15 protein-coding genes are annotated in these 17,662 nt (G+C 37.4%); 3 read left to right on the plus strand and 12 right to left on the minus strand.

Annotated elements, in window-relative coordinates; all coding sequences use genetic code 11:
• Complete coding sequence (locus NBC122_RS10490) at positions 1 to 1,005, minus strand: isoaspartyl peptidase/L-asparaginase family protein (RefSeq protein WP_133440323.1); 1,005 nt, start codon at positions 1,003 to 1,005, stop codon at positions 1 to 3.
• A 235-nt stretch (positions 1,006 to 1,240) separates the two neighbouring features.
• On the opposite strand from NBC122_RS10490, the gene dnaG reads away from it, so the two are divergent.
• Together dnaG and clpP are read left to right on the plus strand one after the other, a co-directional pair.
• A complete protein-coding gene (dnaG, locus tag NBC122_RS10495) occupies positions 1,241 to 3,217 on the plus strand; it encodes a DNA primase (protein WP_133440324.1) in 1,977 nt (658 codons plus the stop codon).
• A 27-nt stretch (positions 3,218 to 3,244) separates the two neighbouring features.
• Positions 3,245 to 3,928: an ATP-dependent Clp endopeptidase proteolytic subunit ClpP gene (gene clpP / locus NBC122_RS10500; RefSeq protein ID WP_133440325.1), complete on the plus strand. Its 684-nt coding sequence runs from the start codon at positions 3,245 to 3,247 to the stop codon at positions 3,926 to 3,928.
• A gap of 103 nt (positions 3,929 to 4,031) precedes the next feature.
• Here clpP and NBC122_RS10505 read toward each other — a convergent pair whose 3' ends face one another.
• Genes NBC122_RS10505 through NBC122_RS10525 form a run of 5 tightly spaced genes read right to left on the minus strand, consistent with a single transcriptional unit; the run spans position 4,032 to position 7,536 of the window.
• Positions 4,032 to 4,715, minus strand: coding sequence for a hypothetical protein (locus NBC122_RS10505; RefSeq protein WP_133440326.1), 684 nt, complete (start codon positions 4,713 to 4,715; stop codon positions 4,032 to 4,034).
• A gap of 16 nt (positions 4,716 to 4,731) precedes the next feature.
• Positions 4,732 to 5,493 (minus strand): triose-phosphate isomerase, encoded by a 762-nt coding sequence (gene tpiA / locus NBC122_RS10510; protein ID WP_133440327.1) that lies wholly within the window; start codon positions 5,491 to 5,493, stop codon positions 4,732 to 4,734.
• Positions 5,494 to 5,507: 14 nt separating this feature from the next.
• Complete coding sequence (locus NBC122_RS10515; RefSeq protein WP_133440328.1) at positions 5,508 to 5,864, minus strand: tellurite resistance TerB family protein; 357 nt, start codon at positions 5,862 to 5,864, stop codon at positions 5,508 to 5,510.
• A gap of 6 nt (positions 5,865 to 5,870) precedes the next feature.
• Positions 5,871 to 6,965, minus strand: a complete 1,095-nt coding sequence (locus tag NBC122_RS10520) for a BT_3928 family protein (RefSeq protein WP_133440329.1) — start codon at positions 6,963 to 6,965, stop codon at positions 5,871 to 5,873.
• 10 nt (positions 6,966 to 6,975) lie between these two features.
• Positions 6,976 to 7,536, minus strand: coding sequence for a DUF1599 domain-containing protein (locus tag NBC122_RS10525; protein ID WP_133440330.1), 561 nt, complete (start codon positions 7,534 to 7,536; stop codon positions 6,976 to 6,978).
• 80 nt (positions 7,537 to 7,616) lie between these two features.
• Here NBC122_RS10525 and folP point away from each other — a divergent pair, with 80 nt between their 5' ends.
• Entirely contained in the window at positions 7,617 to 8,474 is an 858-nt protein-coding gene (folP, locus tag NBC122_RS10530) for a dihydropteroate synthase (RefSeq protein WP_246012341.1), read from the plus strand.
• A gap of 198 nt (positions 8,475 to 8,672) precedes the next feature.
• Here the strand turns inward: folP and NBC122_RS10535 are convergent, their stop codons facing one another.
• The 6 genes from NBC122_RS10535 to NBC122_RS10560 form a co-directional block, all read right to left on the minus strand.
• Positions 8,673 to 8,909 (minus strand): hypothetical protein, encoded by a 237-nt coding sequence (locus tag NBC122_RS10535; protein ID WP_133440331.1) that lies wholly within the window; start codon positions 8,907 to 8,909, stop codon positions 8,673 to 8,675.
• Positions 8,910 to 8,911: 2 nt separating this feature from the next.
• Positions 8,912 to 11,353 (minus strand): DUF5686 family protein, encoded by a 2,442-nt coding sequence (locus tag NBC122_RS10540; RefSeq protein WP_133440332.1) that lies wholly within the window; start codon positions 11,351 to 11,353, stop codon positions 8,912 to 8,914.
• 71 nt (positions 11,354 to 11,424) lie between these two features.
• The gene (gene recG / locus NBC122_RS10545; RefSeq protein ID WP_133440333.1) at positions 11,425 to 13,515 is read right to left on the minus strand and encodes an ATP-dependent DNA helicase RecG; all 2,091 of its coding nucleotides are present in this window, start codon (positions 13,513 to 13,515) and stop codon (positions 11,425 to 11,427) included.
• Between the two features lie 107 nt (positions 13,516 to 13,622).
• Complete coding sequence (locus tag NBC122_RS10550; RefSeq protein WP_133440334.1) at positions 13,623 to 14,156, minus strand: thioredoxin family protein; 534 nt, start codon at positions 14,154 to 14,156, stop codon at positions 13,623 to 13,625.
• A 37-nt stretch (positions 14,157 to 14,193) separates the two neighbouring features.
• Complete coding sequence (locus NBC122_RS10555) at positions 14,194 to 15,705, minus strand: peptide MFS transporter (RefSeq protein ID WP_133440335.1); 1,512 nt, start codon at positions 15,703 to 15,705, stop codon at positions 14,194 to 14,196.
• 110 nt (positions 15,706 to 15,815) lie between these two features.
• Positions 15,816 to 17,564 (minus strand): peptide MFS transporter, encoded by a 1,749-nt coding sequence (locus tag NBC122_RS10560; RefSeq protein ID WP_133440336.1) that lies wholly within the window; start codon positions 17,562 to 17,564, stop codon positions 15,816 to 15,818.
• Positions 17,565 to 17,662 lie beyond the last annotated feature (98 nt).

The raw sequence follows: 17,662 nt of genomic DNA on the forward strand, positions 1-17,662 counted from the left end.
TTATTTATAAATTTCAATGAAGATTTCACCATCTTCAGTAATGGCACCACGGTACATTCCTGCAGTATTAAAAGGCATTGCTATATTTCCGTCTTTATCTAAAGCGATTAAACCGCCGTCACCGCCCATTTTTCCGATCTCGTCGATGGTTTCCTGGGTGGCTGTTTTAATGTCTTTATTTTGATATTCCATTTTTGCGGCAATTGTTCTGGCAGCCGTTGCCCGGATGAAATATTCGCCCCAACCGGTTGCTGAAATTCCAACTTGAGAATTGGCATAAGTTCCGGCACCAATAATAGGGGCATCGCCAATTCTGCCATATTTTTTGTTGGTCATTCCGCCTGTTGAAGTTCCGGCGGTGATATTTCCGTCTTTATCTAAAGCAACTGCGCCAACAGTTCCGAATTTTTGGTCGATTTCGTAAGATTCCGGCAAGGTGTTCTGAGAGATTTTTTTCTTTGTATTTAATGATTCTTTCTGTTTCAGTTTTTGCAATCCATCCCAACGCTCTTTCGTCCAGAAATAGGCCGGATCTACAATTTCTAAGTTTTGGTCTTTCGCAAATTGTTCTGCGCCAACGCCTGATAACATCACGTGTTCAGATTTTTGCATTACAGCAATTGCCGTTTTTATTGGATTTTTAATGGTGTGAACGCCCGCTATTGCTCCGGCAGATTTGTCCTTTCCATACATGATGGAAGCATCGAGTTCATTCTTTCCGTCTGCGGTGAAAACGGCTCCTTTTCCGGCATTAAATAACGGTGAATCTTCCATGACGGTGATCGAAGCAGCGACTGCATCTATCGACGAATTTCCTTTTTGAATCTCAGCATATCCTGCTTTCAAGGCTTCTGAAAGTTTGGCTTTATAAGCATTTTCCTTTTCTGCAGTCATGCTGGATTTGAGAATTGTTCCGGCGCCGCCATGAATGACGAGGACGTATTTTTTTTGTGCCGTCATCATCAGTGAAAAAGTAACGATGGAAGCGAGTAGGAGTTTTTTCATTGTCAATCGAATTATTTGTCAAATTTATTGTTTTTTTTCTTCATCAGTGAAAAAGCGGTTCTCAATTTCTTTGACTCATTGCTCATTAGCCTTTATTCATCAATAGTAAACCTTTGTATCCCCGAAAAACTATCCTATTCAATATTAATTTCAGCAAGAGGTTGTTGATAAGTTTTGGGCATCGAAACGGTTACAATGATAAGGAAAACAAAAACTTTATTCCTATTTTTACCGAATGATTTCTAAGCAAACAATCGATAAAATATTTTCTGCTGTTCGGGTAGAGGAAATCATCGGCGAATATGTACAACTCAAGCGGGCAGGCTCTAACTTTAAAGGATTAAGTCCTTTTCATGATGAGAAATCGCCGAGTTTCGTAGTGTCGCCGAGCAAACAGATTTGGAAAGATTTCTCCAGCGGAAAAGGTGGAACTGCAATTTCTTTTTTAATGGAGATTGAGAATTTCACGTATCCCGAAGCGCTGAAACATGCTGCGAAAAAATACGGAATCGAAATTGAAGAGGATAAACGCGAACTCACGGAAGAGCAAAAACAGGCGCAAACCGATAAGGAGCTGCTTTATAAAATTCATGAGATTGCAAACGATTTCTTTCAGCATCAACTTTTTGAAACGGAAGAAGGAACGACCATCGCTTATTCTTATTTTAAAGAGCGCGAACTTCGGGATGATATTATCAAAAAATTCCAGTTGGGATATTCGCCGGAACAAAGAAATGCGTTTACAGAATTTGCTTTAAATAAAGGATATTCCAAAGAAATTCTGGAGAAATCGGGACTTTCTATTTTCCCGGAAAATGCACCGAACGGCATCGACCGTTTTCGGGAAAGGGTTTTGTTTCCGATTCACAGTTTCTCGGGCAGAGTTTTAGGTTTTGGTGCCAGAATTCTCAAGAATAATGTAAAAACGGCCAAATATCTCAATTCTCCCGAAACCGAAATTTATCATAAATCCAGCGTTCTTTACGGATTGAGCCAGGGAAAACAGTCGATTTCAAAAAATAACCTTTGCCTTCTGGTAGAAGGTTATATGGATGTAATCGCTCTTCATCAAAGCGGAATTGAAAATGTCGTAGCCAGCTCAGGAACAGCTTTGACCGTGGATCAAATCAAACTGATCAAGCGTTTAACCGAAAATGTAACGATCCTTTTTGATGGTGATCCTGCCGGAATTAAAGCCAGTTTCAGAAGCATCGATTTATTGTTGGCCGAGGAAATGAACATCCGGATTTTACTGTTTCCTGATGGTGATGATCCCGATTCTTTCTCGAGAAAACATCCGCAGGAATATGTCGAAAATTTCATTAAAACCAAAGCGAACGATTTTATCGATTTCAAAGCTGAGATTTTATTAAAAGAAGCCGGCGATGATCCGATAAAAAAAGCAGAAGCCATCCGAAATATCGTAAAGTCGGTCGCTTTCGTAAAAAATGCCCTGAAACAGGAAGTTTACCTGAAAGAGGTTGCTACCAAATTTGGAATTTCAGAGCAATCACTTTTTAATGAACTGAATGTTCAGAAACAGATTCAGAATCAGAACTTTTCCCCGCAACAGAGAGCAGAGCCGCAAGAAAGGCCGAAAATGGAAATTGTTCCTCCAACGATAATTTCGGTAAATCCTTTGTTGGAATTAGAGGAAAAGTTGGTGAAACACATGCTCAACTTTGGAGACCGGATTTTAGAAAAGTCAGATGCCGATAACCAACCGTTTAAAATTACGGTGATTGAAGAAATAATCAGTCACTTTAATGAAGATAATTATGAACCGCAATCCCCGGTTAACCGGAAAATAATTGAAGAATTAAAAAACGGATTAGCCAATAATGAGATTATTCAAAGTAATTTTTTCTTAACTTTAATGGATGAAACTATTGTTTCCAAAGTTTCAGGTGCCATTCTCGGAGATGACGAATTAAGCAACTGGGAAAAAAGCAATATTTTTCCGCCTAAACCGGGTGATAAATTAGAAGCGGAAATTGAAGATGATATTCTCATTCATAAAAGTCATTTTATTGAAAAGATGATTTACGATATTGTAAAGAAATTGGATTCAGTAGGGGATGAAAATCCGGAAGAGTACTATGAATTGGTGAAAAAAATAATGATACTAAAAAGTCTTCTGAGCGAAATCAATAAAAAACTGAACCGCCAACTGACAAAAGGGCATAGTTTTTTTAGGGAACAAAAATTGTAAACTACATAATGCAAAAAAAAATAAGTAATGGATATTAAAAAAGATTTCAGAGATTTCTCTGTAAAACATTTAGGAAACAGCGGACTGGCGACTGATCAATATATGGGAATGTTTAACCCAACCAGTCTGACGCCGTATATCATGGAAGAAAGACGCTTGAACGTTGCTCAAATGGACGTTTTTTCCCGATTAATGATGGACCGTATTATTTTCCTGGGAACAGGAATTGATGACCAGGTGGCGAATATCGTCACAGCGCAGTTGCTTTTCCTGGAAAGTTCTGATGCCTCAAAAGACATTCAGATTTACATCAACTCTCCCGGTGGAAGCGTATATGCAGGTTTGGGAATTTACGACACCATGCAGATTATTAAGCCCGACGTTGCGACAATCTGTACCGGAATGGCTGCCTCAATGGGCGCAGTTCTTTTGGTTGCCGGTGCAAAAGGAAAACGTTCTGCATTAAAACATTCAAGAGTGATGATTCACCAGCCGAGTGGTGGAGCACAGGGTGTTGCATCCGACATGGAAATCAATTTGCGCGAAATGCTGAAACTGAAAAAAGAACTCTACGACATCATTTCTGAACATTCAGGACAAACCTACGAGTGGGTGGAGAAAGCCTCTGACAGAGATTATTGGATGACTTCCGGGGAAGCCAAAGATTTTGGAATGGTTGATGAAGTTCTTCAAAGAAAAACAGAGAAATAAATCTCAAGATTTGTTATAAAAAAGAGAGAACGTCCCAAAGGAATGTTCTCTCTTTTTATAATTATTTTCAAATGTTACAACAAATGGTGAACTTGAAATAATCTTAAAAATTTATTTTCATGCCCAATCCGTTGTTGTTTGTGACAAGATAATATTCTTTTACCGGTTTTAAATTTGAAGCGGTTTCAGTTCTTATTCTTTTCATTTGAGAACTGCCTGAAATTTTCATGATAAGTCCGGCTCCCATTCCTGCCAATCCAATAATCAGTGGAACAGGACTTCCTTTTGATTCAATATTTTGATTTGGTGAACTTACAGTTTCTGATGCGGAAGACAGATTGAGGATTCCACCAACCAAAAAACAGGCGCCACCTCCAACCAGAAAACCAGTACCAAGCTGACTCAGTTTTTTCGCCTTAATATAATCGGCATTATTGATGAAATTGTTGATTTTCAAAACGGTTGTTGCCGGTTGTTTCGAATGAAGGTGATTCACATTTTCTGCCATTGCTTCGGTTGTTGGAGACTCACTTTCAGTTAAATTTCCGTTAACCGGTTCAGAATCAAATACAATACTTTTGACAGAGTTATCATACAGAAACTCTTCTTTTCCGGTTTCTGTATTTATAAAGGTGACTTTTCCTTTTTCATAAATTAAATGGGTGTAATTTATTTTTAAATCAGTGGAAGTATTGATCACTCCTTTTGATGATTTTTGTGGAATTTTAACTTGAGAAAATAAAAACCCACCAAGTAAAAAGGTACCGACAATAATTATTTTTTTCATAATTAAATTAAATAAATCAGGCGTTAAACCCTTCGATAATTTTAGCAAAATCGTCCACTTTCAAAGCAGCTCCACCGATTAAACCACCGTCAATATCAGGTTGGGAGAAGATTTCTTTGGCGTTGTCAGGTTTCACAGATCCGCCGTAGAGAATTGAAATTTCGTCAGCAACATCTTGTCCGTATTTACCGGCAATTAAATTTCGGATATGGGCGTGAATTTCCTGTGCTTGCTCAGGCGAAGCTGTTTCTCCGGTGCCGATTGCCCAAACCGGTTCGTAAGCGATTACGACTTTTTTAATTTCGTCAGCAGTTAAAGTGAAAAGAGCCTCTTCAGTTTGGTTTTTTACCACTTCTAAATGTTGGCCGGCTTTTCTTTGCTCCAAAGTTTCACCATTACAGTAAATCGGCGTCAAGCCTTTGTCCAAAGCCAATTTTACTTTTACATTACAAAGAGCATCGGTTTCACCATGGTATAATCTTCTTTCAGAATGACCGATAATTGCACCGGCCGCATGAATAGATGCCAACATATCTGCCGAAATTTCCCCCGTGTAAGCGCCGCTTTCGTGCTCGCTGATGTCCTGTGCGAAAACGCCGATTTCATTGTGGGCAAAAACATCTTTTGCCATCATTAAATACAGTGATGGTGGCGCAATCCAGACTTCACAATGAGTTGCGTTGTGTTTTTTGTAATCTAATAATTGAAACATTAATTGCTGTGCTTCAATCACATTTTTATTCATTTTCCAGTTTCCTGCAACGATGTTTTTTCTCATGGTCAAATATTTATTTAATTAAGTTGCCAAATGTCTTTAAGGATCTGATAGAAATCGTGTTCGGTGTCAGAAACCTGCTCATCTGCTTTTATCAGCGTTTTTGCAAATTGTCTGAAAGATATTCTTTCTTTCTCTGTGGAATCATCCAGAAAACACTGCGCGTGAAATTCAAAATGCAGCTTCCATTCTTCGGGTTTTAAAAGAGCAATAACTTCTAATTCGTCATCCAAGTCCATTTTAAATGGAAATTCATCGGCTAGATATTGCTGAATCATCATTCCTTCTTGCGGAGCAAATTCGCCATCAACAGAGGAAAGAATCATTAACAGGTGATAACCGGCAATCGATTTATTTGATTTTTTTTGATTCATTATCGTTTAATTTTTTTGTTTAATATAATCTTCGGCAGACATTTTATCTACAATTTTTCCTTTCTTTAAAGTAAGGACAAAGGGGTTGCTTCTGGCTATTGTTTTAATTGCCGTGCCATCCATCATTGTATTATTAATGGTTTTAAAGGTATTGGGATTGGTAGAAATACCCATAACCAGAGCGTCTTTTTGTTGGCTCAATTTGGCTTCGGCCTGCGCTAAAACTTCGGTATCGGCCTGTTTCGGATTGTACGAAAAAATAAGAATCGCTTTTGGGGCTTTCAGCATTTCGCCGGTCAAATCGATGCCGTCTGCGGTTTCCGGTTTGAATTTAGAAATCTCCGATTCATAACCTTGTTTAACCAGCTTAGAAGTTGTCTTATCGTCCTGAATCATCCAGGGAGAACCTTCTTCCCAATATTTCTTTTCATTGACATAATCATCCTGATTGACTTCTAAAATGTCTCCTGTTTTTTTGTTTTTTAGAGAATAATAGGTTTTAAATTGGGACGGATTTTCAGCAATATTTTGTTTCTCGATATTGAGGTCGGTGCCAATTTTATAATCTCTGAAATCAATAATCGGTTCGTGGGTAATTCCCCAGCTGATTACAAAAATCATGGCCAGAAATGCAAAAGCAGAAAGGTATTTCTTAAGGTTTGATTTTTGTTCAGTTTCATTAAAATCTTTCCGATAAAGAAAATATAAAACGAGCAGTCCTATCAACAGTATAATATCTTTCCAGAAACTTTGCCAGGGTTGCATTTTCAGGGCGTCACCAAAACAACCACAATCGGTTACCACATTAAAATAGGCTGAATAAAAAGTAAGAAAAGCAAAGAAAACGCACAAAGCAATCAATGTGGAAAGCGTGAACTTCAATTGACTTTTTATTAACAGTAAAAATCCGAAAACCATTTCCAGAACAACAACGAGCACTGCAATTACGAGCGCCTGTCTTTCCATAAATGGAATGTTGAAGACGGCAGGTGAAAAATATTCTTCCAATTTAAATGAAAATCCTACTGCGTCTACGGCTTTTACAAAACCTGATGCAATAAAAACTAATGCAATTGCAATTCTTAGTATATGTTTCAACATATCAATTCAGTTATAGTGGTTTGGAATTTTTTTTTTCTTCAGAGAATTTTATCAGACAGAAAACCGCATAATTCAGCATGTCAAAATAATTGGCATCAATTCCTTCGGACACTAAAGTTGTGCCGGAGTTGTCTTCTATCTGTTTGGTTCTCAATACTTTTTGATAAATCAAATCGGTAATTGATGAGATCCGCATTTCGCGCCAGGCTTCTCCGTAATCGTGATTTTTTCTGAGCATTAATTCTTTGGCTTCACTCGCAAACTGGTCATACATTTTCATGATTTCATTCCGATCCTGTTTGAAATCATCTGCAAAGCCTTTCTCTAACTGGATTAATCCGATAATAGAGTAATTCACAATAGCGATAAAATTTTCTTCTTCGGATTCGCCGACTTTAGAAATTCCCGTCGTTTGAAAATTTCTTAAACTTTTAACTTTAATGAAAATCTGATCTGTTAATGATGAAGTTCGTAAAACCCGAAATGATGCGCCGTAATCCGACAGTTTATTACTGAATAATTCGCGGCAGACGCTGATGACTTCGTCGAACTGTTGTGATGTTTTTTGCATAAGATTTCTAAACTTTTCAAAGATAAGAATTTCGTTTGAGAGTTGTCGGCTGGCTTGGTCAGAAATTGTATTTTTGTCAAATGAATACTGAAATTCCGAAACTTCAATCTTCCGATTTTTCAACGCTCAATTGCCGTGGACATGTCGTCGGTTTGTCGAAACCCAAAATTATGGGAATCCTCAATATCACGCCGGATTCGTTTTCCGATGGAGGAAAATTCAATACCGGAAAGGCAGCGCTTTTACATGCCGAAAAAATGATTTCTGACGGAGCTTCTATCATCGATATCGGCGCACAGTCGACCAGACCAAATGCCGAATTTTTAAGTTCAAAAGAAGAAATTTCAAGAATAGGAAATTTGATCTCTATCATAAAAAAAGAATTTCCACCAATTTTAATTTCACTGGATACGTTTTATTCTGAAACGGTAAAGTTTGGTTTTGATGAAGGAATCGATTTGGTCAATGATATTTCAGGTGGAATGTTCGATGACAAAATGTTTGAAACAGTTGCAGAAACAGGACTTCCGTATATTTTAATGCACATTAACCCGACCTATGAATCGATGCATGAAAAACTGATTCATGACGATATTATCCTTCATATCAACTATTATTTTTCTGAAAAGATTCAAAAATTAAGAAATTTAGGAATTAAAGATATTATTCTCGATCCCGGTTTTGGATTTGGGAAAACTGTGGAGCAGCAACATCAGATGATTGATGAAACGGAGATGATTGGATTTGGTGAATATCCTTTGCTGATCGGTATTTCCCGAAAATCTTTTATTTATAAACCTTTAGGGAAATCGCCTTTAGAGATCCAGGAAGAAACGCAGAAAATACACTTGAAAATTCTGCAGAAAGGAGCTAAAATTCTGCGTGTTCACGATGTTTTGGAAACTAAAAAGACAATTGATTTGTTTTTGAAAAAGTAATGGAATAAAAGGCATCAAACTTTATTTTTAAACCACAAATCTGACAAAAAAAAATCTGAAAATAAGAACTTCCGAAAGCGTAAAAAAGTAATTTTTTTAAAGCAGTTTCCTTATTTCTCCTTTTGAAAAACTTTAAAAAGGTCAATGCTATTGTTTCTTTGAGGTTTTTAAAACAAATTTAAACAGGCGCTAAGTTTTCTAATTCAATCCAGACAGTTTTTCAGAATATTCGTCTGCAAACTGTTTCCGGTCTTCTTCCAGTTTTTCCAAATTATCGGGCAGCAGGTAACTGAACAGAATCTTTTCTTCATCATCTAAAAAGACGATTTCTTTTTCTTCGCCATCGGTCATTTGGGCAAAAATTTCCCACATCGAGGTATCTTTCATCTTTAATAATTCAAAAAAAGAACTTGCTTTAATCTGTATGTTTTTCATTTCTAAAATCCTAAAAAATTGAGTTTTAACTGTATCGCGAAATTTTCTTTAAAAGTTGGAGTGGCGTAATATCCGACGCGGTAAAAGAATCCTAAATTAAAAGGACTCCCCAAAAAGTTGTTCGCTTCTAAACCGATTTCCTGATAAAAATGGTCGAGTTTCTGAAAATCAAACTGATGAATTTCCGGATTTTTCATATCGCCCGTAATTCCCCGGTACACCATATCGAAACTGGAAATTTTCTTTCCAAAAGTGCTGAAATAATAGGGGATTCTGTGGGTTAAATAATATCCTACGAACTTGTCATTATAATATTTTCCTCCTTCCATTGTGGCAAAACCGAGGTAAGAAGTGAGGTTGAAATTCAAAGAATTCTCACCATTTCCTAAACCGTTAATCGCATACTGATGCCAGATCGGCGCATTTCCTATACTCAGACCGGTGTACAAACGAACACCCGTAACACCGATTTTTGTTTTGAAACTGTGTTGAACCAGAAAGTCAAATCTGCTGAAACCGAAGTCTCCACCTAAAGTTTTTATACCTTGTTCGTAATTGAAATAAAACTCCGGATAGTTCTGTTCATACGTTAACTTTCCCGATGGCGTCATCATGCTTTTAGAATTCGGTGAATATTTCAGGGTAAGTTGCGTTGCGACATTTTCAAAACGATTTCCGAGATTGTTATAACTGTAATCAAATTTTGCTTCTTCGTGATCTCTCTTGGCGGAAACCCTCAGAGTCAGCGAATTGGACAGATCATTTTCATAAGACACTTTAAAACCTTCAAAATGGTAGAATCTGTCATTGTTTAAGTCCACACCGGAATTATTGATTTTCATTTTAAAGTTCCAGAGATTTTCATTGAAACGTCCCGCCGCATCGACGTCGTTATAATATTCGCCCCGGAAAAAAGAAGTTTTGTCTAACGTGGTTTTGATATCGATTCCGGCACCATATTTCCAGGAAGAATCTTTGAATCCATAGGCGATATAAGCATCCGGTGAAATATATTTATTGAATTTCTCATTCATTTTAATGCCTGCGCCCAAACGGAAACCTTCGTATTGATTGTATTTCAGCAGTTGAAGTGCATCAAAATCGACATTTCCGACTCTGATTTTTCCTTTGAGAAAACCGGTAAAAACATTCATCTTCTGGTCGAGATTATATTTTTTTCCAACGCTGTCGATTTTAGAATAGGTCATTTTTTCGCGTATTGTCAAAGAATCCGTTCTGTATTTCTCCAGAATATCTCCGCCGGTATTTTTCACGGACATTGAATATCCCGAAAAATCTTTTTTATTCTCATCAACTGAAGTTTTGAAATCGAAATAATCAGCCCTCACAAAAACATAGTTTCCGAATTGCTTTTTCAATTTTTCTTCAGAATCACCGTTTTTCTTTTTGTCTGTTTTGTTGACATCAAAAACAGTGGATCCCATTTTTATTTTAAAATTTTCTTTGAGCAAAAACCATTTGTTGTCAATGGGTTTCCAGATGCTGGTTATTGATCCTTCACTTTTTTTTCTGCTGTTGCTTTCTATTTTTTTGAGGCCATAAGTTTCAGCATCGACGTAGATATAACCGTTGAATTTTCGTTTCTGCACCGGGTTTTTATAATCGGCCTGCCGAAAACGGATCACATAATTTTTTCTGCCTTCAATTTCGATACTGTCGGTCAGAAAGTAGCGGTAGAGTGTCCGGTTTTCCTCCTGGATTTCTTTGGGTATTTTATTTCTGTTAGAGCGCAGCGCCAGCATTTCGTAAACCGGTTGTTTTAAACCGGCCACACGGTTGTCCAGTATATTGATTTTTTCGCCATATTTTTTGGAATATAAAAACTCAGAAGCTCTTTCCCAAAGAAATAATTTACTCCCAGCCATCAGTTTCATTACATTCAGCTTTTCTAATGAATCTTTCTTTTTTTCGGCAGACTGCATAGCTGCAGGAACTGTTTTCAGTGAATCAAGACGGTGATTCAGATATTGATTGTACTGCTTAATGCTGTCTTCATCGAAATCGAAAGAAATTTTCTCATAAGATTTAAAGGAGTAGGATTCTAAACTTTGCGGTGAATTATTTTTGAAATGATCATTTACTTTCTGCAAAATTCTCAACGCGCGCGGATCACTTTTATCAGAAATGATGACTCCTTCAATCGACTGCAGTTTAGGATCGGTTTTAGAAAGAGAAATTTCCATCATTTTATCGACCACGGCGTCGTCTTCATAAAAGCCCGGAGCTTTTACTTCTACTTTTTCACATTTTGTTTTAAAAGTTAAAGTGCCTTCAGTATTGGTTTTACCTAAAAGTTTGCCTTTACAAAAAATGGAAGCATTGGTAATCGGTGTTCTTTCTCCCGTTTTTAAAACCGTAATTTTAGATTGTCCGAAGAAGAAAAGACCGATAAATAAAAAGAAAATTGCACTGTGTTTTTTCATAGAAAACAAAAGTATTCAAAAAAATTAAAATTCAATGCACATTAGGTGTTAAGACTCTTAAACTTTAACTATTAGGAAATCCGTCCCCATTTATTTTTTCCTTTGTATTGTTTCGCATAATAAGTTCGTAATTCGAAATTTTCAGGATGTTCTAAATGAGGATCATTTTTAAGTAATGTCTCAACGGTCGATTTTGCAACTTTGATGATTTTGCCGTCTGCCACTAAATCGAGTTTTTTAAAATCGACAACACCACTTTGCTGGGTTCCGAGAATATCGCCGGGACCGCGCAGTTTCATGTCCACTTCTGAAATCTTAAAACCGTCATTCGTTTCGACCATTGTTTTCATTCGGGTGCGGCTGTCACTGGAAAGTTTATCGGAAGTGACCAAAATACAGTAACTCTGTTCCGCACCGCGACCCACTCTTCCGCGAAGTTGATGGAGTTGGGACAGGCCAAATCTTTCGGCACTTTCAATAATCATTACCGACGCATTGGGAACATTTACACCGACTTCGATGACCGTGGTTGCAACCATGATATGCGCTTTACCTGAAGCGAAATACTGCATTGCTGCTTCTTTTTCAGCAGGTTTCATTCTGCCGTGAAGCATAGTGACATTAAATCCTTCGTAAAACTCGATGATATGTTCCAGGTTTTCTAATAAATTTTTATAATCCAATGTTTCGGATTCTTCAATTAAAGGATAAACGAAATAGATCTGGCGGCCTTTTTCAATCTCCTCTTTGGCAAACCGGAAAATCGATAATCGGTCTTTTTCGCGGCGGTGTGCAGTAATAATGGCTTTTCTTCCGACAGGCAGTTCATCGATGACCGATACATCTAAATCGCTGTAAAAACTCATCGCTAAAGTCCGTGGAATCGGCGTTGCAGTCATGACCAGAATATGCGGAGCGATTTTATTTTTTGCCCATAATTTCGCTCTTTGGGCCACACCAAACCGATGCTGCTCGTCAATAATGGCGAGTCCTAAATTTTTGAACTGTACGATGTCTTCAAGAACCGCATGTGTTCCGATCAGAATAGAAAGTTCACCGGAAAGAAGTTCCTCATGAATGACTTTTCGATCCGCAGTTTTGGTAGAACCTGTCAATAACCGGACTTTAATATTTGTTTTTTCTAAAAGTTCCTGAATGGAATTAAAATGCTGTTGTGCCAGAATTTCTGTCGGAGCCATCATGCAACTCTGAAAACCGTTATCCAGAGCAATCAACATCGTAAGAAGTGCTACCATTGTTTTTCCGGAGCCTACGTCACCCTGAAGAAGCCGGTTCATCTGAATCGGTTTTTTCATGTCGGTGCGGATTTCCTTTAAAACTCTTTTTTGGGCATTGGTCAGTTCAAAAGGAATGAATTCGTTATAAAACTGATTGAAATTTTCGCCGATTTTCGGGAAAGGATTTCCAGCTACGGACGCTTTATGATGTTGCTTTTTTAAACCATAACCTAACTGAAAGAAAAAGGCCTCTTCAAACTTGACCCTGTTTTCAGCATGTCGAAAGTGAACGAGATCTTTCGGGAAATGAATATGGTATAAAGCCGGAATTCTGCCAATTAAGTTCAAGCTTTTCATTAAAGAACCGGGTAGGTTTTCAGAAACTAAATTGGGAAGGTTTTTAACAATATCAGCAATTACCGTTTGAAAGAACTTGTTATTTAATCCCCGTTTGGAGAGTTTTTCACTGCCGGGATAAATCGGCAGGAGCGTTCCTGAAAGGGCTTTCTTTTCATCGGCTTCAATTTCGGGATGGGGCATTGAGAAAATCCCGTTGAATTCATTGATTTTACCAAACACGAAAATTTCCTGATTGAGGGGAATTTGTTCTTTCATCCATTTTGAATACCGAAACCACACGAGATCCAGCGTTCCCGAATCATCACGGAATTTAGCCGTTAATCTCTTCTGACCTTTGCCGTATGCCACTTCCTGAATATCGGTAATCTTTCCTTTAAACTGAATTTCAGCATCGGGTTCTGTTCTTAAATCACCTATTTTATGAACCTTGCTTTTATCGATATATCTTAAAGGATAAAAAGTTAGAAAATCTTCCACGGTCGTAAATCCCAAAACATTTTTAATGAATTTGGCGCGTTCGGGACCGATTCCCTTTAAAAATTCTATAGGAGTTTCTAAAGTCAAGATTGAAATAAAGGCGTGTTGAAAGTCAAGGAGCGAATTTCGTTAAAATAAGAAAGACTTCCAAAAAATATTTGAAAGTCTTCTTTAATGTTATTTAAGAATCACCGCTAATCTTTGATACTTGATTTGAATTTTTTCTGATAATTTTCCCATTGTGCGCGGGTGTTTATCTTTTTATATTCATTGTTTGCGATAAATGGAATATAGGGCTCTAATTCTTTGGCAGTTAAGGCTCCCTGTAAAATGGTGATGGGATTTCCGGTTTCATCCAGAAAAACCGTCGATGGTATTGCATTGACATTCATGTATTTGGTGAAATCATGCATCGCATTTTTTTTATTTCCGCTATCAAATTCAGTATTGGTAAAAGTTCTGCCAAATACTTCTATATGTTCTTTTCCTTCGGCATCAAACTTCACGGGATAATAATTCTCATTTAAATAATTTGCGATCACCGGTTGATTGTAAGTGTTTTTCTCCATGATTTTGCACGGAGCACACCAATCGGTATAGAAATTAATCAGTATTTTCTTGGGAACTGTTTTCTGAGCGTTGACCGCTTCTTCCAAAGTCATCCATCTGACTTGGGAAGAGGCGAAGAACGTTATCAATATCGAAAGTAAGAGGACCGTTTTTTTCATTTTAATTTAATGGCTAAAGTCGTACCAAATTGGGCTTTTATCTTACTTCCTGCATCAATTTTTTGACCAGTGGCGAAATTAATATTAAAATAACGCCCGCAATTACGGCATATAAACCTAATTCTTTATAGCCTGAGGTGTAGGCATGCAGCTTTTCGATATTGGACGCGTCCTCGCGTGCTGTTGCCATATTTGCTCCGATAAGCCCCGCAACGTACTGTCCGTAAGCTGAAGCTAAAAACCACATTCCCATCATCATTCCCTGTAGTTTTTGTGTAGAAAGTTTCGTCATAATCGACAGACCAATCGGCGAGAGGCACATTTCACCCAAAGTAATAATAAACAAAGCAATGGTAAATAAGCTTAAAGAAGTAACTCCCGCGGCATTTGCAAAAAATTGAGTAGCGAAAATTGCATAAAATCCTAAACCTAAAAATATAAATCCTAAACCAAATTTAATAATGGTGTTGGGTTCTAATTTCTTTTTGCTGAGCCAAATCCAAAGTAAACCAATTGGGATTGCAACTAACAAAATGAAGAATGCGCCGCCAGAATTGTTCACCCCATTTGGATCTAAACCAAGTAAATCGTTATTCAGATTATGCGCAGCGAAAATACTTAGAGAACCGCCACTTTGCTCATAAATACCCCAAAATATGATGGAGAACAGAATGAAAATCAGAGCAGCCATAAGCTTACTGCGTTCTGATTTAGAGACTTTCGACATTTCATAGAATAAATAAAGTAATGTCAGTGGACCTACAGCGTACATGAAATAATCGGTGTACTGAGTTTTCGCCACCATCACCATAATCATCGGAATGAAAAGTAAAGACAGGGCATAAACTCCATATTCTTTCCATTTTTCCATGGAAACCAGCTCTCCGTTTTTAAGTACTTTTAAAGGTTGAAGTCCGATGGGTCCCAATCTTCTCTGTGTAAAAATAAAATTGACTAAGCTGATCACCATTACAACTGCTGCTAAACCGAAAGCCACATTCCAGTGCAATCCTTCAGGAATTAAATGGGAAAGCAATTCACCTTTTCCAATGGCGATACATAAATAACCACCTAGCAAAGCTCCTAAATTAATTCCGGCATAAAAAAGTGAAAACCCCGCATCTGTACGGTTATCACCTTTCTTGTATAGTTTTCCTACCATGGTGGAGATGTTCGGTTTGAAAAATCCTGTTCCAACTACAGTAAATGAAATTCCTAAAAAGAAAAACTGGTGCGGATCCAGGGCTAAAATCAAACTGCCGATAATCATTAAAATTCCGCCCCAAAACAACGATTTCCTGAAACCTAAAATTTTATCAGCGAACAAACCTCCCACGAACGTAAAGGCATAAACAAACGCTTGAGTCGCGCCGTATTGCAGATTGGCTTCTTTTTCACCCAGATTCAGCTGGGAAATCATAAAAAAGACGAGCATTCCGCGCATTCCATAGAAACAAAAGCGTTCCCACATTTCCGAAAAGAAAAGTGACCAGATTTGTTTCGGGTATTTGCCTTTAAAATCTTGGATTTGATCGAGGGTTAGGTTCATAAGTAGAGTAGTAATTAATAAATTGTAAGGAAGCTCTTCAACTTCCGCCACACGAATTTATAAAAAAACCTCCGATAAATCGGAGGTTTATATTTTCTTTTCAAAAATGTTTAGTTCACACCGTGCATCATCCTTTTCAAAATAGGAGATATCAATGCTAAAATTGCACCTGCAATTCCACAAAGAATTACGAATACCATGAAAAACTCAAATAAATTATGAATTTCAAATCCAACAAAACTGTTGTAGACTGTTGGAATTTGTTCTTTATTAAGAAGAGCCAACTGATCTGCACTCAAAGTAACTTTTTTATCTAAGACGTCCTGAAGGTTAAATCCTAACTCTGTAGCCTTTTGGTACTTATCTCCTGTAGCAGGTAATATGGAACCTAGAGTTCCTGATAAAGCATATCCTGCTGCATTCGCGATGAAAAATACACCAAACAGAAGTGATGCAAATCTTTTCGGTGCCAATTTTCCTACCAGGGATAAACCGATTGGGGATAAGCAAAGTTCGCCCATTGTTTGGATCAGATAAAGTAAGATTAACCATTTTACGGCTAAAAGTCCCGAATTTCCTAAATCTTTTACATTGTAAGCAATAATTAAATAACTTAAAGCGATTAAACCAAGGCCTATTGCTTGTTTTAAAGGCGAAACCGGTTCTTTCTTATTGGCTCTTAATTTGTCCCAAAGCATACTGAATGGAACGGCTAAAATCACGATAAATAAGCCATTAAAAATCTGCACCATCGATGGAGGCATATTCCAGCCAAAAATATGTCTGTCGGTTTGGTTGTCTGCAATGAATGTTAATGATGAACCGGCCTGCTCAAAAGCTGCCCAGAAGAAAATAATGAAAAAGGATACAATGTAAATTACCCAAATTCTATCTCTTTCTACTTTGCTTTCGGTTGCAGACATGATTAAATAAGCCAGAGCAAGTCCCATAGAATAGATGAACGGATAAATAACTGCTTTCACAAATTCGCCCATTCCCACAGAACCAAACCCGATCTTATCTACAAATAAATATTGAAAACCAAAGAATGTTAATACAAAAATTGCAACTGCAATACCTATTGATTTTCCAGAGAAATTAGCGGTTTGTGATTCACCTTCTTCAAAATCATCTGAAGTGTTTTGACTTGGTAATCCACCAATTGGTCTTCCTTCTGGTGTTATAACATATTTATTTTTAAGTAAAACGAAAGTAAGTGTTCCAAGCACCATCGCACCAGAAGCAGCTAGAAAGCCCCACTTGAAAGCATGAATATCTCTAATCCCGCCTGCATCTTTCACATCTCCTAAAAAAGGACAAATAAACTGACCTAAAAATGCTCCTAAGTTTATTCCCATATAGAAAATGGTAAAAGCTGAATCCAGTTTCGATTTTTCCTGTTTTGGGTAAAGACTTCCGACCATTGACGAAATATTTGGTTTAAAGAAACCATTTCCGAAAATAATAACCCCTAAAGCGATCCACATCAGCATTTGCGCCGAACTCAAATTGGTATCGAATGTGGAGGCGCTCATAAACATTAGAAATTGGCCAATTGCCATCAAAGATCCTCCTACAATAATACAATATCTGTTTCCCAAAAACCGGTCTGCAATAAAACCGCCAAGCATTGGGGTAAGATAACAAAGGGCCAGAAACCCACCATATATGATGGTAACTTCGCCTTCTTTCATCAGCAGGGAGTTTACCATAAAAAGCGTCAGCAAAGCGCGCATTCCATAAAAGTTGAAACGCTCCCACATTTCTGTGCCAAAAAGTACCCACAACCCTTTCGGATGTTTTGATTTTGGTTCATTTATAAGTTCGTTACTTGAGTTTACAGCTTCCAGCTCATCCATATTTTTAGCGTTAAATTTTGTTAAGATTAGCAAATATAGTTTTTTTTCTATTTGTGAAGAAGTATGAATGGTAATTAAATGAGAAAAGTGCTGAATTA

This window comes from Chryseobacterium salivictor, assembly GCF_004359195.1.
GTDB classification, from domain to species: domain Bacteria; phylum Bacteroidota; class Bacteroidia; order Flavobacteriales; family Weeksellaceae; genus Kaistella; species Kaistella salivictor.

Excerpts from the sequence above, each read along its gene's own strand:
- NBC122_RS10555 (WP_133440335.1), bottom strand. The coding sequence starts at position 15,705 with ATGAACCTAACCCTCGATCAAATCCAAGATTTTAAAGGCAAATACCCG.
- NBC122_RS10515 (WP_133440328.1), bottom strand. The coding sequence starts at position 5,864 with ATGAATCAAAAAAAATCAAATAAATCGATTGCCGGTTATCACCTGTTA.
- NBC122_RS10505 (WP_133440326.1), bottom strand. The coding sequence starts at position 4,715 with ATGAAAAAAATAATTATTGTCGGTACCTTTTTACTTGGTGGGTTTTTA.
- NBC122_RS10540 (WP_133440332.1), bottom strand. The coding sequence starts at position 11,353 with ATGAAAAAACACAGTGCAATTTTCTTTTTATTTATCGGTCTTTTCTTC.
- NBC122_RS10550 (WP_133440334.1), bottom strand. The coding sequence starts at position 14,156 with ATGAAAAAAACGGTCCTCTTACTTTCGATATTGATAACGTTCTTCGCC.
- NBC122_RS10560 (WP_133440336.1), bottom strand. The coding sequence starts at position 17,564 with ATGGATGAGCTGGAAGCTGTAAACTCAAGTAACGAACTTATAAATGAA.
- NBC122_RS10490 (WP_133440323.1), bottom strand. The coding sequence starts at position 1,005 with ATGAAAAAACTCCTACTCGCTTCCATCGTTACTTTTTCACTGATGATG.
- folP (WP_246012341.1), top strand. The coding sequence starts at position 7,617 with ATGAATACTGAAATTCCGAAACTTCAATCTTCCGATTTTTCAACGCTC.
- NBC122_RS10525 (WP_133440330.1), bottom strand. The coding sequence starts at position 7,536 with ATGCAAAAAACATCACAACAGTTCGACGAAGTCATCAGCGTCTGCCGC.
- tpiA (WP_133440327.1), bottom strand. The coding sequence starts at position 5,493 with ATGAGAAAAAACATCGTTGCAGGAAACTGGAAAATGAATAAAAATGTG.
- NBC122_RS10520 (WP_133440329.1), bottom strand. The coding sequence starts at position 6,965 with ATGTTGAAACATATACTAAGAATTGCAATTGCATTAGTTTTTATTGCA.
- NBC122_RS10535 (WP_133440331.1), bottom strand. The coding sequence starts at position 8,909 with ATGAAAAACATACAGATTAAAGCAAGTTCTTTTTTTGAATTATTAAAG.
- dnaG (WP_133440324.1), top strand. The coding sequence starts at position 1,241 with ATGATTTCTAAGCAAACAATCGATAAAATATTTTCTGCTGTTCGGGTA.
- clpP (WP_133440325.1), top strand. The coding sequence starts at position 3,245 with ATGGATATTAAAAAAGATTTCAGAGATTTCTCTGTAAAACATTTAGGA.